At 63.8% G+C, this 15,762-nt stretch carries 18 protein-coding genes; 13 read left to right on the top strand and 5 right to left on the bottom strand.

What is annotated here, in order from left to right:
- Nucleotides 1-7: 7 nt before the first annotated feature.
- The 11 genes from flgC (at nt 8) to OX460_RS08415 (ending at nt 9,493) form a co-directional block, all read left to right on the top strand.
- Complete coding sequence (gene flgC / locus OX460_RS08365) at nt 8-424, top strand: flagellar basal body rod protein FlgC (protein WP_034757795.1); 417 nt, start codon at nt 8-10, stop codon at nt 422-424.
- A gap of 3 nt (nt 425-427) precedes the next feature.
- On the top strand, nt 428-1,081 hold the full coding sequence (locus OX460_RS08370; RefSeq protein WP_099664390.1) for a flagellar hook capping FlgD N-terminal domain-containing protein: 654 nt from the start codon (nt 428-430) through the stop codon (nt 1,079-1,081).
- A gap of 58 nt (nt 1,082-1,139) precedes the next feature.
- Nucleotides 1,140-2,318, top strand: coding sequence for a flagellar hook-basal body complex protein (locus OX460_RS08375; protein ID WP_099664391.1), 1,179 nt, complete (start codon nt 1,140-1,142; stop codon nt 2,316-2,318).
- Nucleotides 2,319-2,344: 26 nt separating this feature from the next.
- The gene (locus OX460_RS08380; RefSeq protein WP_099664392.1) at nt 2,345-3,073 is read left to right on the top strand and encodes a flagellar basal body rod protein FlgF; all 729 of its coding nucleotides are present in this window, start codon (nt 2,345-2,347) and stop codon (nt 3,071-3,073) included.
- Between the two features lie 32 nt (nt 3,074-3,105).
- On the top strand, nt 3,106-3,894 hold the full coding sequence (flgG, locus tag OX460_RS08385; RefSeq protein ID WP_171985002.1) for a flagellar basal-body rod protein FlgG: 789 nt from the start codon (nt 3,106-3,108) through the stop codon (nt 3,892-3,894).
- A gap of 11 nt (nt 3,895-3,905) precedes the next feature.
- Nucleotides 3,906-4,568: a flagellar basal body L-ring protein FlgH gene (flgH, locus tag OX460_RS08390; protein ID WP_180278556.1), complete on the top strand. Its 663-nt coding sequence runs from the start codon at nt 3,906-3,908 to the stop codon at nt 4,566-4,568.
- Nucleotides 4,569-4,577: 9 nt separating this feature from the next.
- Nucleotides 4,578-5,690: a flagellar basal body P-ring protein FlgI gene (locus tag OX460_RS08395; RefSeq protein WP_070219890.1), complete on the top strand. Its 1,113-nt coding sequence runs from the start codon at nt 4,578-4,580 to the stop codon at nt 5,688-5,690.
- On the top strand, nt 5,690-6,079 hold the full coding sequence (locus OX460_RS08400) for a rod-binding protein (RefSeq protein WP_251349231.1): 390 nt from the start codon (nt 5,690-5,692) through the stop codon (nt 6,077-6,079). The genes OX460_RS08395 and OX460_RS08400 overlap by 1 nt, the downstream gene beginning before the upstream one ends.
- 81 nt (nt 6,080-6,160) lie before the next feature.
- Nucleotides 6,161-7,522: a flagellar hook-associated protein FlgK gene (gene flgK / locus OX460_RS08405; protein WP_099664394.1), complete on the top strand. Its 1,362-nt coding sequence runs from the start codon at nt 6,161-6,163 to the stop codon at nt 7,520-7,522.
- A gap of 10 nt (nt 7,523-7,532) precedes the next feature.
- A complete protein-coding gene (flgL, locus tag OX460_RS08410; RefSeq protein ID WP_099664395.1) occupies nt 7,533-8,444 on the top strand; it encodes a flagellar hook-associated protein FlgL in 912 nt (303 codons plus the stop codon).
- A 5-nt stretch (nt 8,445-8,449) separates the two neighbouring features.
- Nucleotides 8,450-9,493 (top strand): hypothetical protein, encoded by a 1,044-nt coding sequence (locus tag OX460_RS08415; RefSeq protein ID WP_251349175.1) that lies wholly within the window; start codon nt 8,450-8,452, stop codon nt 9,491-9,493.
- Here the strand turns inward: OX460_RS08415 and OX460_RS08420 are convergent.
- The 3 genes from OX460_RS08420 to OX460_RS08430 all read right to left on the bottom strand — a co-directional run bounded on the left by OX460_RS08420 (nt 9,490) and on the right by OX460_RS08430 (nt 13,219).
- Nucleotides 9,490-11,655, bottom strand: a complete 2,166-nt coding sequence (locus OX460_RS08420) for an EAL domain-containing protein (protein ID WP_289898375.1) — start codon at nt 11,653-11,655, stop codon at nt 9,490-9,492. The genes OX460_RS08415 and OX460_RS08420 overlap by 4 nt on opposite strands.
- A 118-nt stretch (nt 11,656-11,773) precedes the next feature.
- Nucleotides 11,774-12,619, bottom strand: a complete 846-nt coding sequence (locus OX460_RS08425; protein ID WP_289898376.1) for a DUF5672 family protein — start codon at nt 12,617-12,619, stop codon at nt 11,774-11,776.
- A 144-nt stretch (nt 12,620-12,763) separates the two neighbouring features.
- Nucleotides 12,764-13,219, bottom strand: a complete 456-nt coding sequence (locus OX460_RS08430; RefSeq protein ID WP_289898377.1) for a hypothetical protein — start codon at nt 13,217-13,219, stop codon at nt 12,764-12,766.
- 182 nt (nt 13,220-13,401) lie between these two features.
- On the opposite strand from OX460_RS08430, the gene OX460_RS08435 reads away from it, so the two are divergent.
- Nucleotides 13,402-13,869, top strand: a complete 468-nt coding sequence (locus OX460_RS08435) for a PACE efflux transporter (protein ID WP_099664399.1) — start codon at nt 13,402-13,404, stop codon at nt 13,867-13,869.
- Here the strand turns inward: OX460_RS08435 and OX460_RS08440 are convergent.
- Complete coding sequence (locus OX460_RS08440) at nt 13,845-14,726, bottom strand: LysR family transcriptional regulator (protein ID WP_099664400.1); 882 nt, start codon at nt 14,724-14,726, stop codon at nt 13,845-13,847. The genes OX460_RS08435 and OX460_RS08440 overlap by 25 nt on opposite strands.
- A 74-nt stretch (nt 14,727-14,800) precedes the next feature.
- Here OX460_RS08440 and OX460_RS08445 point away from each other — a divergent pair, with 74 nt between their 5' ends.
- Nucleotides 14,801-15,004: a DUF3460 family protein gene (locus tag OX460_RS08445; protein ID WP_289898378.1), complete on the top strand. Its 204-nt coding sequence runs from the start codon at nt 14,801-14,803 to the stop codon at nt 15,002-15,004.
- Nucleotides 15,005-15,029: 25 nt separating this feature from the next.
- Here the strand turns inward: OX460_RS08445 and OX460_RS08450 are convergent, their stop codons facing one another.
- Entirely contained in the window at nt 15,030-15,746 is a 717-nt protein-coding gene (locus OX460_RS08450; RefSeq protein WP_099664402.1) for a DUF882 domain-containing protein, read from the bottom strand.
- Nucleotides 15,747-15,762 lie beyond the last annotated feature (16 nt).

The following is a 15,762-nucleotide window of genomic DNA, read 5'->3' on the forward strand; positions in this document are numbered from 1 at the left end:
GATCAGCATGAGCTTCCAGGACATTTCCAAGATCGCCGGTTCGGCGATGGCGGCGCAAACCGTGCGCCTCAATACCATCGCCAGCAACCTGGCCAATGCCGATTCCGTTGCCGGTTCCGAAGGCGAAACCTACCGCGCGCGCAAGCCCGTGTTTGCGGCCGTGATGGACGGCCCGGGCGCCAGCGGCGCCGGTGGAAGAGTACAGGTACTCGACGTGGTGCAAAGCGATGAGCCGCTGCGCAAGGTCTATGAACCGGGCCACCCGATGGCCAATGCCGATGGCATGGTGTTCTATCCCAACGTCAATCAGGTTGCCGAGATGACCGACATGATGTCGGCCTCGCGCGCGTTTGAAACAAATGTCGAAGTTCTGGGCCGCATCAAGTCGATGCAGCAATCGCTCCTCAAATTAGGTGAAGCATAATCCATGGAAACCAACCTCTTTACAAATAACACCAGCGGCAGCAATAGCAACAGCAATGCCGTCAAGTCGCAAAGCAATGCCACCCAGGATATGTTCACCAAGTTGCTGGTCGCGCAGATCAAGAACCAGGATCCCCTCGCGCCGACCGATCCGAGCCAGTTCGTCAATCAATTGACGCAGCAGGCGCAAACGGAAGCGATGCAAAACCTGTCGGCGCTGACCAGCGCCAATGCCAGCGTGCTGCAATCGATGCAAGTGCTGGCCCTGGGCGCGCAAGTGGGCTCGGAAGTCATGGTCAACACTGAAACGGTCCAGCTCGACAAGAGCAAGGTCAGCGGCACCATCGCGCTGGCAGCCAGCACCACCAAGACCACCGTGACCCTGAAAGGGCTGGACGACAAGGAATACAAGATCGAACTGGGCGCCAAGGCGCCCGGCACGGTGCCGTTCACCATCGATCCCGTGGCCTTGGGCTTGCCTGCCGGCACCTACAGCATGACGGTCAGCACCAGCGGCGCCGAAAAACCAACGGTCGACATTGCAGGCAAGCTCAACAGCGTGCGCCTGTCGTCCAGCGGCAGCATGATTTTGAGCGTGTCGAACCTGGGCGAAGTCAACCCTGGCGCGATCACCGGCTTTAACGGCAAGACGGCCTGATCCGCTCGCCCCTTCGTTTCCTGCACACTAATCTCGTCCTTCACTAAAGGAAGTCAACATGAGTTTCGACATCGCCCTGTCCGGTATCCAGTCCATCAACCAACAGTTGAACAGCACCAGTAACAATATCGCCAATGCCGGCACCTACGGTTTCAAGAGCAGCCGCGCCAACTTTTCGGCCATGTACGCCGGTTCGCGCGCCACGGGCACGGAAGTGGGCTCGATCACGCAAAGCATGTCGCTCAATGGCGGCGTGCTGAACACGGGCCGCGCGCTCGACGCAGCCATCGATGGCCGCGGCTACTTCGTCACGCGCGATGCGCAAAACACCATGACCTACAGCCGCGTCGGCATCTTTTCGGCCAGCAATGAGGGCAAGCTGATCGACTCGAACGGCCGCCTGGTGCAGGGTTATGCCGCCGTCAAGGGCAGCACCACCCTGGGCACCATGGGCGACATGAACATTCCGACGGGCCAGATTCCTGCCGTGGCATCGACCAAGCTGGCGTATGCCGCCAACATGTCGTCCGAATGGACCATCAAGACCCCGGCTTTCGACAAGACCAATGAATTGAGCTACAACAGCGCCAAGTCCTCGATCGTCTACGATTCGCTGGGCGCCAAGCACTCGGTGGGCCAGTACTTCGTCAAGACGGCAACGGGCGTGGACGTGCACTACACCCTCGACAACGCCGATCTGGGGACGGTGACGAGCATGACCTTCAATACCTCCGGCAAGCTGAACCTGACCGCGCCGGTCAACCTGGCGCTGGGCACGCCGACAGGCGCCGCGCCGCTGTCGATCGCCATCGACTACACGGGCACCACCCAGTTCGCCGGCGAAGCGACCACCTCGACCGACCGTGCCGACGGCTATGCCTCGGGCACCTACACGGGCGTGGAACTGGCCGATGACGGCTCCGTCGTGGCGAAATACACAAACGGCCAGAAGCAAAGCATCGGCGTGATCGCCCTGGCCACCTTCCCCGACGAAGGCGCATTGACGGCCGTCAACGATACCAGCTGGGTCGCCTCGACCACGTCCGGCACCGCCATGTATGACCGTCCGGGCGTCGGCATGGCCGGCAAACTGACGACGAGCTCGCTGGAACAGTCGAACGTCGACATCACCTCCGAACTGGTGGGCCTGATGACGTCGCAGCGTAACTACCAGGCGAACTCGAAGGTCATCTCGACCGAGAACGCCATGCTGCAATCGCTGATGCAAGCGCTGTAATCCACGATACGCAAAGGTAAAGAGCAATGGATGCGCTGATTTATACCGCCATGAGCGGGGCCGACCGTGCCCTGCGGGCACAGCAGGTACACGCCAACAACCTGGCCAACATCGAGACGGGCGGCTTTCGCGCCAACCTGGAAGTGTCCACTGCCCAGCCGTTGCAAAACGGCTATGGCTACGACGACCGCCACATGACGCAGACGCAGTCGAGCGCCGTCGGCACGCGCACGGGCGCCATCAAGGAAACGGGACGCGAACTCGACGTAGCCGTCACGGGCCCCGGCTTTCTTGCGGTGCAGTGGCAAAACGGCGAAGCCTACACGCGCGCCGGCGCCATGGATCTCGATGAAACGGGCGCGCTGACCATCAATGGCCGGCCCGTGCTGGGCGAAGGCGGCCCGATCACGATTCCCGAGCACACCAGCCTGTCGATCGGCAGCGATGGCACGATTTCCATCCAGGTGCCGGGCACCGCGCAAATGCAGACGGTCGACAAGCTCAAGCTGGTCAACGCCGAAGCGGGCGAGCTGACCAAGAACGAGGCGGGCCTGATCGTGGCGCGCAGCGGCGAAGACTTGCAGGCCGATCCGGCGGTACGCATCCGCGACCGCCACCTGGAAGGCAGCAACGTCTCGGCCGTCGAGGAAATGGTCGCCACCATGAGCCTGAACCGCAGTTTCGAGATGCAGATGAAAGTATTCAAGGCCAGCGATTCCATGACGGAATCGGGCAACCGCCTGCTGGGCGCTTGAGCCCCACGCCAATCTATTACTAGGAGCAACACATGAATCCAGCAATGTGGATCAGCAAGACCGGCGTGCAGGCACAAGATGCCAAACTGCAAGCCATCGCGAATAACCTGGCCAACGTCAACACCGTCGGTTTCAAGCGCGACCGCGTCGTCTTCGAAGACCTGTTTTACCAGGTCGAGCAGCAGCCGGGCACGCAGCGCGCCGACAACACCCTCTCGCCTTCGGGCGTACAGCTGGGTAACGGCACGCACATGGTCGGCACGCAAAAGGTGTTTACCACCGGCAGCCTGCAAACGACGAGCCGCGAATTCGACGTCGCCATCACCGGCAACGGCTTCCTGCAGGTGCTGCGCCCGAACGGCGAAGCGGCCTACACGCGCGCCGGCCAGCTGGGCATCAATGAAAACGGCGTGATGGTCAACGCCCAGGGCCTGCCCCTGGTGCCGCAGATCACCGTGCCGAACAACGCCACGGCCATCACCATCGGCGAAAACGGCATGGTCACGGCCACCGTGCCGGGTAATGTCAACGGCACCCAGCTGGGCCAGCTGAACCTCTCCAGCTTCGTCAACCCGACGGGCCTCTTGGCACTCGGTGAAAACCTGTTCCAGGAAACGGCATCGAGCGGCACGCCGACGGAAGGCCGTCCCGGCGAAGGCGCCCTGGGCAAGCTGAAGCAGTTCGCGCTGGAAGGCTCGAACGTGCAGGTGGTCGAAGAGATGGTCGACATGATCGCTGCCCAGCGCACCTATGAAATGAACACCAAGGTGCTGTCGGCCGCCGACAATATGCTGCAATACCTGGCGCAAGCGGCACGCTGATGACAGTCGCCATGAAAGCCACGGCAGCCATGCTGCTGGTATTGATGGCCGGTTGCGCCAGCCAGCCGGCCGCGCCGGTGGCACCGAGCTTTTCCGACACGCCGCTGCCCGTGGCGCCGCGCAGCGCTGCGCGCGGCGGCGTGGCCGGCGGCGTGTTCAATCCCGACGCAAGCCTGGACCTGATCTCGGACAGCCGCGCCTTCCGCGTCGGCGACGTCGTCACGGTGGCGCTGCAGGAAACCACGCAGGCCAGCAAGAAGGCGGGCACCTCGTTCAACAAGGGCTCGTCCGTCGGCGTGAAGGCGGCCAATATCCTCGGCAAGACCCTGCCCAAGACGGGCGTCGACCTGTCGGCCGACCGCAACTTCGCCGGCGACTCGACCAGCACGCAGCAAAATGCGCTGTCCGGCGCCATCACCGTGATCGTGCAGGAAGTCCTGCCGAACGGCTTGCTGCGCGTACAGGGCGAAAAAACCCTGACCCTGAACCAGGGCGAGGAATTCGTGCGCCTGCGCGGCTACCTGCGCGCGGCCGACATCGATTCCAGCAACCAGGTCTCGTCCTTGCGCATTGCCAATGCACAGATCGCCTATTCCGGTCAGGGCACCCTGGCCGAAGCCAATACACCAGGCTGGCTGACGCGCTTCTTCGTCGGCCCATGGATGCCGTTTTAAGGTGACCTCATGAAATTTCGTTCCGCCCTGCCCCTGGCAGCCATGCTGGCCGCGCTCTCCGGCTTTGCCCTGCCCGCCAGCGCCGCGCAAGTGCTGCGCAACCTGGTCAGTATCGAGGGCGTGCGCGACAACCCGCTGGTCGGCTATGGCCTCGTCGTGGGCCTGAACGGCAGCGGCGACACCACCCAGGTGAAGTTTTCCAGCCAGTCCGTGGTCAACATGCTCAAGCAGTTCGGCGTGAAGATGCCGGACGGCGCCGAAGCGAAAAGCAAGAACGTCGCCACCGTCATGGTCAGCGCCGTGTTTCCACCAGGATACCGCCGTGGCCAGGCCATCGACGTCACCGTGTCGTCCCTGGGCGATGCGAAAAGCTTGCGCGGCGGCACCCTGCTGCTGACGCAATTGCGCGCGGCCGACAATGAAACGTATGCGCTGGCGCAAGGCAACGTCGTCGTCGGCGGCCTGAACGCCACCGGCAAGAGCGGCTCGTCCGTCACCGTCAATACGCCCACCTCGGGACGTATTCCCAACGGCGCCAACATCGAGCGCGAGATCCTCAGCGATTTCTCGACCAAGCCGACCGTCACCCTGAACTTGCGCCACCCGCATTTCGAGACGGCCATCAATATCGTCGAAGCCGTCAACCGCCGCTTTGGCGCCGTCGCCACCACGCGCGACGCCACCAGCGTGGAAGTGCTGGCGCCGGAAAACCCGACCCAGCGCGTGGCCTTCATGGCCAAGCTGGAAGCCTTGAGCGTCGACGTGGGCGTCGATACGCCGAAAGTGGTCTTCAATTCGCGCACGGGCACCGTCGTCATCGCCGAAGGCTTGCGCGTGAAGGCGGCCGCCGTCACGCACGGCTCGCTCAAGGTCGTCATTTCCGAAAGCTCGGCCGTCAGCCAGCCGGCGCCATTCGGCCGCGGCCAGACCACCGTCACGCCGCAATCGAAGGTGTCCGTCGACCAGGGCAACGGCAATATGTTCAAATGGCCGGCCGGCGCCAAGCTGCAATCGATCATCGACGTGGTCAACAGCCTGGGTGCTTCGCCCGATGATATCATGGCAATTTTACAAGCCCTCGACCAGGCTGGCGCCATCGAAGGCGAACTGGTGGTCATATGATGAATATCAACGACAGCAGCAGCGCCCTGCCCTCGGCGCTCGACGACCGCTCCCCTGCGGCCGCCACGCCGGCCGACCCGCGCTATGCGGCCAAGGCCACCGAGGCGGCCGTCAAGTTCGAAGCATTCTTCATCTCGCACATGCTGCGCCAGATGCGTTCGGGCACGCGCGAGATGGCGGGCGAAGACAGCGTCTTCAAGGACCCCATCAACAGCGACATGCTGGAAATGGCCGACAACCTGGTGGCCGACAAGATGGCCGGCCAGCGCGCCTTCGGCATCGCCGACGCCATCCTGCGCCAGCTGCTGCCGGCGGCCGGCGCCCCCGTGGCCGCCAAAAGCACTGTCAATACCGACAATATTGCGGCACCGCTTAATAAATCCGTCTGAAGCGTCGCCTGTACAAGGTAACAACGATTCAATGCTTGCCCACCCGCACGCGCCACACTCTTCACGAAAGAAACTTGCCCAATGAGCATCATCAGCAATGCATTGTCAGGCAGCATCGCCGCCCAGGCCGCACTCAATGCGGCCAGCCAGAACATCGCCAACCTGCAAACGGCGGGCTACACGCGCCAGGGTGTGTTGCTGTCATCGCTGGGCGCCACCGCCGGCGTACGCTCGGCCGGCAATGGCGTGGAAGTGTCCGCCTTGCTGCGCTTTGCCGATGCATATAAAAGCCAGCAAATGTGGCGCGCCGCGTCCGACCAGGGCGCCCGTTCGCAGACCCAGCCTTACCTGACCCAGCTCGAGCGCGTGATGGGCGACGATGCTTCCAGCATCAGCAACGGCATCGACGGCTTTTTCGCCGCCCTCAACGCCTCGGCCGTCGACCCGACATCGACGCCGCTGCGCCAGCAGATCATCACCTCCGCCGACTCCATGGCGCAGCGCTTCAACAGCATCAGCACCGTGATGGGTAACCAGTTGCTGTCGTTGCAACAGCAACGCGCAGCGATCGTGCCGCAAGCCAATACCACCCTGGCCAATATCGCCGCGCTGAACCAGCGCATCAGCACCGCCACGGCCTCGGGCACGAACGTGTCCTCGCTGATGGATGCGCGCGACCAGCTGATCGACGGCCTGGCCTCGCAAATGGGCATCGACGTCCTCGACCAGCCGGACGGCTCGCGCAATATCGCGCTGAAGTCGGGCCAGCCGCTGGTCATCGGCAGCCTGGCCGGCACCTTGACCAGCAGCATGACGAACACGGGCGACCAGGTCCTGAGCCTCGATTTCGCCAAGTCGTCGTACAACCTCGATCTGGTGGCCATCGGCGGTCAGATGGGTGGCCTGGGCGAATTCGAGAAAAATACCCTGAAACCGCTGCAGCAATCGCTGCAAGACATGGCCACCCAGCTGACCAGCAAGGTCAACGCGCAACTGGCCCTGGGCAAGACCATGGCTGGCACATCCGGCGGGCCCCTGCTGGCCTACGCGAATGGCAAGCTGAGCATTACCCCCGGCTTCAACGCCAAGGACCTGGCCCTGTCGTTGACAGGCGCGGCCGGCGACAGCGGCAATTTGCAGGAATTGATCAATATCAAGAATCAACCAATCAGCGTCAGCTGGGTGGGTTCCGTCCTGATGAGCGATGCGGACACGCAGCTCGTCGGCAAGCTGGCCATCTACAGCCAGCAGAACCAGGCCCTGCTGAAGACTTCCAACACGGTGCGCGCGCAAGCCATCGACGACTGGAAGTCCACCAGCGGCGTGAACAAGGACGAGGAAGCGATGAACCTCGTCGAATTCCAGAATATGTACCAGGCAAACATGAAAGTCATTTCCGTGGCGAATACCTTGTTTGATGCCACTTTGCAAATGATGGGTTAAGGAGAAGATCATGCGTGTCGCCAGCAGCCAGTACCAATCACTGATTAATATTTCTCTTCAGCAAAATCAAGAGCGCATCAATTACCTGACCCAGCAGATGGCCTCGGGCCTGCGTATCCAGCTGCCATCGGACGATCCGATCGGCAACGTGCGCATTTCGCGCCTGACGCGCGAGCAAGCCATGGTCACGCAATACCAGGACAATATCGCCACGGTGAAAGTGCGCCTGCTGAAAAACGAAAACTATCTGACCAGCATGGTCACCGACATGGGCCAGGCGCGCGACCTGCTGGTATGGGCCGCCGACGGCGGCAATGCGCCGGATGACCTGAATGCGATGACGCAATCGCTGATCGCCATGCGCGACAGCGTGCTGTACACGGCCAATCTGAAGGACCAGGAAGGCCGCTACATGTTTTCCGGCACGGATACCGACAAGCCGGCCATCGCGTTCAATCCCGCTGCAGCCCCCGGTTCGCGCTACACGTACAACGGCAACACCGCCACGCAGACCGTGGTGGTGGGCAATGGCGTGACGCAGGCGGCCAACGTCGACGTGGACAAGCTGGAAGTGTGGCTGAACAAGATCGACCAGGCCATCGATACGCTGGGCAAGCCTGGCGTCAGCCCGAACGACCCGGCCGTGCGCAGCGTGGTGGGCGCGGCGCTCGATGGCACCGATGACGGCATGGATTTACTCTCTGGCAAGATCGCCATCTTTGGCGGCGCGCAAAACATCCTGACCACGCTCTCCGGCAACCTGGCCAACGTCTCGCTGTCGAACGACATGGCCTTGTCCGACTTGAAGAAGACCGACATGGGCGCGGCCGCCATCGAGCTGAACGGCTACCAGACGGCCCTGCAGGCAACATACAAGGCGTACGCCAAGGTTGGCACCCTTTCCCTGTTTGATCTTCTCTGACCATCATGCAAATCGTTCAGACTTCCTCCTCGTCCGGCGTCAATGCCAAAGGCGCCGGCACAGCCCGCGTCGTCGATGACGCGTCCGCCGCGGTCAAAAGCGGCGCCAGCGCGCGCAGCGAGGCGCCGGCGGCGAGGAGTTCGACGGCGAGCCTGCAGCGTGGCCTGAGCAACTGGGATCACCAGCTGCAGGGAGAAATTTCTAACGCGCAACAAACCCTTGACTACCTGGACCGCAGCAGCAGCCAGTTGCAAGCGCTGAAGAGCGAACTGGCGGCCAAGCTGGCCGCGCGCCAGGGCCGCGAAGGACAAGTCGAGGCCAGGGTACGCCAGTTCAGCAATACCTGGCGCCAGCGCGCCAGCGCCTCGGGCGGCACGCTCGACGCACAGCTCAGCTATACCAGCCCGCAGGCGGCGCAACAGAACTTCAGCATCCGCGGCCTGACCATGGCCAGCCTGCAGGAAGGCCCGCAGGAAGTGCTGGCCTTTTCCGTCGGCGGCGCGAACCAGGCCTTGCGCTCGGTCAACATCGAACCTGGCTTGAGCCAGAGCGAAATCGTTTCCCGCTTCGACCGCGCACTGATGCCGTCCGGCATCGGCGTCAAGCTGGGCGAGAACGGCGAACTGGTGTTCAGCACCTCGGAAGCGGCCTGGGCCAACGTGCGCGACAGCCTGTCCGTGCGCGGCAGCGGCATCCGCTACCCGACCGGCCAGATGAGCCGCGTGCGCACGGATGCGGAACCTGCCGCCATCGCCCCGGAAGAATGGAATACCGGCGACACGGAAGCCCTGCGCGCCACCTTGCAGCAAGTGGTGCAGGCGCTGGCCCAATTGCAGGCGGCGCGCAGCTCCGTCAGCCTGGCCCTGGCGCAAGCCACGGGACGGGTGGCCCGCGCGCAACCGGTGCAAGTGCATGTCAGCATGGATACCTTGGCGGAAAACTTCATGGAAAAGGCCCGCCAGCCCGGCTATGAATCGCTGCTGGCGATCAGCTCCGCGCTGGTCGGCATCAGCCGCGAACGCGTCGTCGCGCTGCTGGGCCTGGATTAAAAGCGCCGGCCCGCGGCCAGCATTGCACTCAGCTGCTCCACAGGCACCGCGCCTGAAAATACATAACCCTGCGCATAATCGCAACCGGCGGCCCGCAGCAACTCACGCTGCGCGGCCGTTTCCACGCCTTCCGCCACCACTTTCAGGCCCAGCCCCTGCGCCAGGCTGATGATGGCCGCGCAGACGGCCGGCGCCGCGCCTCCCGCCCCCAGTTCCCGTACCAGCGAAGGGTCGAGCTTGAGTACCTCGAGATCGCCCCGCTTCAGGCAAGCCAGCGAAGTGTTGCCGGCACCAAAGTCGTCGAGCGCCAGCGCCAGGCCCATGGCGCGGAACTGGCGCAGACGGTCGGCCACCGGGCGCGCCTCGTCGAGCAGCACCGCTTCTGTTGCCTCAATGACAATGGTGCCCGGCGCCAGGCCCGCACGCGCCAGCGCGTTGCCCCAGTCCTGGTAGAGCGCGGCATCGCAGCGAAATTCCACGGCCGACTTGTTGATACATATCTGAAACACGGCGCCATGCGCCGCTTTCCACTGCCGCGCCTGGCTTACGACCTGGCGGAAGACCCACTCGCCGATATCGATGATCAGGCCGTTGGCCTCGGCGAAGGCGATGAAATCGGCGGGCAGCAGCAAGCCGCGCAGCGGATGGCGCCAGCGCAGCAGCGCCTCTGCCCGCTCGATGCTGCCATCGCACAGGCGGATGATGGGCTGGTAATGCACTTCGAACTGGTCCTGCGCCAGCGCCAGGCGCATCTCGCGCACCGTCGCGCGGCGCAGGTCAGCCGCCTGCTGCAAGGCCGGCGTGAAATAGCTGTAGCCGTTGCGCCCTGCGCTCTTGGCCGCATACATGGCCTGGTCGGCATGCCGCAGCAAGCTGTCCGTCGCCTCCGCGTCGGCCGGATACAGCGCCACGCCCACGCTGGCCGACACGTGCGCCGTGTCGCCGTCGAGCACGAAAGGCAGGGCCAGCGCCGTCGTCAGCTCCTGCAGCACGCGCTCGATGCCGCCCAGCTGCCGCACACCGGCCAGGATGACGGCGAACTCGTCGCCGCCCAGGCGCGCGACCGTATCGCTGGCGCGCACGTGCTCGCTGATGCGCAGCGCCGCCTGGCGCAGCAGCATGTCGCCCTTCTCCTGGCCCAGGCGGTCATTCACCAGCTTGAAATGATCGAGGTCGATGAACAGCAAGGCCAGGCAACCGCCTTCGCGGCTGGCGTGGCGCACCTCGTGCTGCAAGCGGTCGAGCAACAGGTGGCGGTTCGGCAAGCCCGTCAAGGGGTCGAAATTGGCTTGCCGCCAGAGGCGCTCGGACGCCGTGCGCTGCAGCGTGATATCGCTGACCAGCGCCAGCGCCCCCAGGTAGGCGCCGCCGGAGTCGAAGATGGGATTGGTGGCCAGGGTGGCCCACAAGGTGCTGCCGTCACGCCGCAGGAACTTGAATTCGTGGCGCTCGACGATGCCATCCTGGCGCCGCGCAATGTTACGCTCCAGAATGGCGCGTCCCTCGTCATCCATGAAGGCGGCCAGCGGCTGGCCCAGCATATCCTCGATCTGGCAACCGAGCATCTGCGCCATCTTCGGATTGACAAAGCTGGTCAGCGCCTGCGCATCGATTTCCCAGATGCCCTCCTCGGCGCTGTGCACGATGCGCCGGAAACGCTCTTCGCTGCGTTCGAGCGCGGCCAGCTTGCCTTCGGCCTGCTCCAGCACCAGGCGCAGCGCCTGGCCGTTCGGATCGACGCTGCCCAGCAGGCTGACGGGCAAGCCAGCTTCGCGCGCGCCGGGACGCCGCCGCACCTGCAGCTGGATGCGCTCGGGCTCGCTGCTATTGAGCACACGCTGCACGAATTGCTCGAAATCGTGGCGGAACGCCTCGTGCACATACGAACGGAACAGCACGTGGCCAAGGCGCTCGCGCACCAGGCCGAACAATTCGGCCGCCACCAGGTTGACTTGCACGATCACGCCATCGAGACCGAGCACGAAATAGGCGACGGGCGCCAGCAGGTATAAATCGTTGAAATAGGCTTGCTCGCGCTCGGCCTTCACCCGTTCCGGACTGAAGACGCCATCGTCAAGCAAGGGAGTGGCCGGCCACGGCACGGGGTCCTGGCCATGCAGGGAGGAATCAGGAGCTGAAACCGCATGCGGTGTATTGTCCATGGCTATCCTTTGCACCACCGCCCAGGCGATCAGGCGGATGCTGTCCCGAGACTAGCATGCGCAAGGCTCAGTGTCGAGCGATGCATGGCGGCAGCCGGTGCGGCAGCCGCCAGGACGGCTAGGCGCGCGGCGACGCCGGGCGCGAGCGGCCGTGCGTGAGCGCGTGCATGCCTGTACGCAAGGCAAGCAGGCAGGCATCGCCGAATAGCGCCGCGCCGCCGTTGATGCGCCGGCGCAATATCCGGGCCGCCATCCGGTAGCGGCCGGAGCGGTACAGCTGCTTGATCAGCCCGCGCGCGGTTGGCGCATGCATTATGGCATCGTCGCACTTGCGCAGGTAATCGGTCAGTTCCGTGTCGTCCAGCACTTCGCCAAAGTTGAAAAAACCATGGAAACCGAACGTGGGACCGGCCGGCATGATGCCTTCGAAGGCAAAGCTGGAGGCCAGGCCCGCATCGGCGAAACGCACGCCGAACTCCTCGCGCAGCCGGTCGCCATGCAATTCGCAGATCGCATAATCCTCAGGATGGGGTTGCGTGATGGCCAGCCGCGGCAAGATGTCATACAGGCGCCGCGAACGCAGCGAGAAGCCGCCATTGCCGACGGCTACCGGGCGATGCGACCACGGTGCGCCGATATAATCGCAGTCGAGGAAAGCGCTCTGCCATTGACGCGCATCAACGATGAAACTGTCCCACTGCATGACGAGCGCGTGCGTGCCGCTGAAATGGGCTCCCAGCTCATGCACCATGAATGCCGAATACGCTTCCACGCTCTCGATGGGGGCGATCAGCACCTGGCGTATATGCGGGGGCAAGTCATGCAGGCGGGAAGTGAACAGCAGGCATTCCTTGAAATCGGCGCCGGCCAGGCAGCGCTCGATGGCAAAACTGGCCAGCTCGGGATAACGCGTTTCCACGCACACCAGGCTGATGTCGCGGAGGTCCAGCTTGTCTTTATGCATTACAGGCTTTTCATCGAATGTAGGCGGAAGGCATGCCAGGCGCGGGCATGGCATATTTTGCAACGCCCGCATGATACAGCGCAAACGGGAGCGGGACAAGTGGCATGGAGCATGGCCGCCCGGCCCCGGCGGCGTGCGAACGGCTCAGCGGCCCATGCCGCGCCGGCGCAAGCCGAAATCATGCCCCACCACCAGCAAGGTGCTGGCCACCAGACTCGATAGCCCCACGATCAGCTGGATCAACTTATCGTCAGGCAAGATCCACAGCGCCCCATCCGGCGTCTCGCAGCCCGTGGCCGCGCTGATCAGGGGAGAGACCCAGGCCGCGTCCGGCGTCACGTCGAGCACGACGGCGCCGTCGGCGCTCGTCTGCATATAGATATCGCCCCCTTCGGCCAGGGTAAAGCAGATGCCCACGCCCGTTTCCGTGGTGCGGATATTGTCCTGCATGCTGCGGTTATGTTCTTCGATCCACACTTCCACGTCGTACGGCGTTTCCAGGTGCTCCCACGGACGGGGGCGGAAACGGGGACGTTCGTCCGCGCCGGCGGGGGTATCGGCGGGGGTATCGGGGATGTTGCTGTCTGCTGCGCCTTGCATGCTCGTTGACCTTTTCTGCGGTGATGCGGCGGGACCGGTTGCCTGCCAGCCGCCATTATCCACCGTTCGCGGCACGCACGGTATTCCCACAGCGAATCCATCAGAAAAACTGACAGCTACCGACTTCAAACATCAGAACACCTGACTTAGAATACGCGCCATCTCTTCTTTACAGGCTTTACATGCAAGGCATCAAACGCAAAATCGTCTACGTCACCGCCTTTGAAATCATCGGCATGGCCATTTCCACGGCCTGGCTGACCCTGCTTTCGGGCGAGTCGCCCACCAGCACGGGGCCGCTGGCGATCATGATCACCACCATCGCCGTGATCTGGAATCTGCTCTACAACACGGCCTTCGAATACTGGGAAATCCGCCAGGTGTCGCGCACGCGCACCGTCTGGCGCCGCATCCTGCACGCGATCGGCTTCCAGATCACCCTGGTCATCTACCTGATCCCGCTGATCGCCTGGTGGCTCGATATCAGCTTGTGGCAAGCGTTCGTGCTGGACTTCGCGCTGATGCTGATCATCCCGTGCTACAGCTTCATTTTCAATTACTTCTTCGACGGCCTGTTCGGCGTGCCCCTGTCGGCGCAGCAGCCGAAGGAAGAAGCCACTGACGTTCAGGCTGCTTCGCTGAGCAACTGAAGAAAGGACCGCGCCGCCATGCCCAGCGGCCGGTCCTTCATCCACACCAGGTGGATGGGCACGACCAGGCCATTGCCCGTATTCTTGAACGCCACGCAGCGCACCCGCCCCGCCGCCAGAGAATGCTGGATGGCCGAGGCGGCAAAGTTGCCCCATCCCAAGCCCGCTTCCACCATGGCCAGCGCCATCGGCAAGCTGTCCGTGCGCCAATAGGACAGCCCCACCACGGGGCGCGCATCGGCCAGGTCGAGTTCGCGGCTGGCGACGATGATCTGGCGCAAATTCACCAATTCCTCGATATACAGGGGCTGGCCCGCCGCGCTGGGCGGATGCTGGGTGGAAATAATCGCCAGCAAGGCATCGCTGCCCACCAGCTGGAACTGTTCTTCGTGATTGATGCGCCCGCCAGCGAAAGCCATGCAGGCGCTGATGCGGCCCCGGTGCAGCATGTCGAGCACATCGTCCTGCGGCGCCGTCAGCACTTCGATGTCGAGCAGCGGATGGCGCTGCGACAGGGCGCGCACGGCGGCCAGGAAGGGCGTATGGTCAAGCTCGGCCGCGATGCCCAGCGAAATGCGGCTTTCCAGCCCCTGCGACAATTCCTGCACGTGCAGGTGCAACTGCTTCAACTGCTCGGCGATCAGGCGCGCGTGGGGAAGCAGGGCCAGCGCGGCCGGCGTGGGCACGGCTTCGCGCGCGCCCCGGTCGAACAGGGTGATGCCCAGTTCCGCCTCGATGTTGGCCATCGCCATGCTGACGGCCGACGGCGCCCGCCGCAAGGCGCGCGCGGCGGCCGAGAACGAGCCGCCGTCGACGACGGCCAGGAACAGTTCGATATTATGGCTGGAGAGTTTCATGGGAAGCTGGAAACGGGCGGCGCTTTTCCGCCGCTGGCGATAGAATGAAAGAAATGTCAACAGCAGGAGGAGCCATGACTCGTCCACTTCCCTACCGCCGCGGCGGCTATGTCTCGGAATTCACGCGCTTCATCGACGCTTACCTGCAAGCGCATCCCGAGGCGCAAGCCAGCCAGCGCCTGGGCTGGCGCATTTACTGGGAACGCCCCGTGAATTTCGACGCATGGCGGCGCGCCGGCAACGACAGCGTGCCGGAACCGCCGTATCACTATGACTAGCGTGACTAGCGCTCAGTGCTAACGCTTAACCCTTCCAGGTGCGCTGCAGGCCCGTATCCGCATGGATCCAGCCGCCACGGGGGCCGGAGCGGTAATAGAAGCCCACGCCGCCCTGCTTGAAGCTGCGCACGAGCGAACCGAGCACTTCCGCGTTCAAGTTCGCCACGCGGATGTCGGCGGCGCGGCCCGAGATGTGCAGCGACTGGCGCGCAGCCGGCACGCCCGCTTCGCGCAGGCGGCTGTTCGACTCGGCCGTACGGTAGCCCGACAAGATTTCCAGCGGCTGCTCGATGCCGTAGCGGGCCACGAACGCCTGCGTGCCCCACAGGGTTTCCAGCAGTTTCGGGTCGATGGGCGCCGTCTTCTTGCCGTTCACATCGCGCAGCAAGTGGCACAGTTCCTGGTAGGCGGAATCGATGACTTCGCCATCTTTCCAGTACAGCAGCCTGGCTTTTTCATTGCTGGCCGGGCGCACCACTTCCAGGGTGCGGGGCTTGAGCCAGAATTCCAGGTCCAGCGCCTGCGCGTCGAAGATGTCGGGAGGCGGTTCCATCTCGGTGATGGCCGCGCGCGGCTGCGAGGTGATCGAGCGGTCGATGCTGGCCAGTTGCGTCGGCTGGGGCGGCACGCCTGTGCGCGGCGCGCGCGGCTTGGCGCTGGCCGAAGCGGAGGCGGGAGCGGCCGTGCGCGAGGCGCAGCCGATGAGAGGAGTGGCAACCAGGCCCAACGCGGCCAGGCCCATACCATGGTGTAGAAAG

Origin of the sequence: Janthinobacterium sp. SUN033, assembly GCF_030397595.1 — a bacterium.
Taxonomy (GTDB): domain Bacteria; phylum Pseudomonadota; class Gammaproteobacteria; order Burkholderiales; family Burkholderiaceae_D; genus Janthinobacterium; species Janthinobacterium kumbetense.

Excerpts from the sequence above, each read along its gene's own strand:
- flgC (WP_034757795.1), top strand. The coding sequence starts at position 8 with ATGAGCTTCCAGGACATTTCCAAGATCGCCGGTTCGGCGATGGCGGCG.
- OX460_RS08370 (WP_099664390.1), top strand. The coding sequence starts at position 428 with ATGGAAACCAACCTCTTTACAAATAACACCAGCGGCAGCAATAGCAAC.
- OX460_RS08375 (WP_099664391.1), top strand. The coding sequence starts at position 1,140 with ATGAGTTTCGACATCGCCCTGTCCGGTATCCAGTCCATCAACCAACAG.
- OX460_RS08380 (WP_099664392.1), top strand. The coding sequence starts at position 2,345 with ATGGATGCGCTGATTTATACCGCCATGAGCGGGGCCGACCGTGCCCTG.
- flgG (WP_171985002.1), top strand. The coding sequence starts at position 3,106 with ATGAATCCAGCAATGTGGATCAGCAAGACCGGCGTGCAGGCACAAGAT.
- flgH (WP_180278556.1), top strand. The coding sequence starts at position 3,906 with ATGAAAGCCACGGCAGCCATGCTGCTGGTATTGATGGCCGGTTGCGCC.
- OX460_RS08395 (WP_070219890.1), top strand. The coding sequence starts at position 4,578 with ATGAAATTTCGTTCCGCCCTGCCCCTGGCAGCCATGCTGGCCGCGCTC.
- OX460_RS08400 (WP_251349231.1), top strand. The coding sequence starts at position 5,690 with ATGAATATCAACGACAGCAGCAGCGCCCTGCCCTCGGCGCTCGACGAC.
- flgK (WP_099664394.1), top strand. The coding sequence starts at position 6,161 with ATGAGCATCATCAGCAATGCATTGTCAGGCAGCATCGCCGCCCAGGCC.
- flgL (WP_099664395.1), top strand. The coding sequence starts at position 7,533 with ATGCGTGTCGCCAGCAGCCAGTACCAATCACTGATTAATATTTCTCTT.
- OX460_RS08415 (WP_251349175.1), top strand. The coding sequence starts at position 8,450 with ATGCAAATCGTTCAGACTTCCTCCTCGTCCGGCGTCAATGCCAAAGGC.
- OX460_RS08420 (WP_289898375.1), bottom strand. The coding sequence starts at position 11,655 with ATGGACAATACACCGCATGCGGTTTCAGCTCCTGATTCCTCCCTGCAT.
- OX460_RS08425 (WP_289898376.1), bottom strand. The coding sequence starts at position 12,619 with ATGCATAAAGACAAGCTGGACCTCCGCGACATCAGCCTGGTGTGCGTG.
- OX460_RS08430 (WP_289898377.1), bottom strand. The coding sequence starts at position 13,219 with ATGCAAGGCGCAGCAGACAGCAACATCCCCGATACCCCCGCCGATACC.
- OX460_RS08435 (WP_099664399.1), top strand. The coding sequence starts at position 13,402 with ATGCAAGGCATCAAACGCAAAATCGTCTACGTCACCGCCTTTGAAATC.
- OX460_RS08440 (WP_099664400.1), bottom strand. The coding sequence starts at position 14,726 with ATGAAACTCTCCAGCCATAATATCGAACTGTTCCTGGCCGTCGTCGAC.
- OX460_RS08445 (WP_289898378.1), top strand. The coding sequence starts at position 14,801 with ATGACTCGTCCACTTCCCTACCGCCGCGGCGGCTATGTCTCGGAATTC.
- OX460_RS08450 (WP_099664402.1), bottom strand. The coding sequence starts at position 15,746 with ATGGGCCTGGCCGCGTTGGGCCTGGTTGCCACTCCTCTCATCGGCTGC.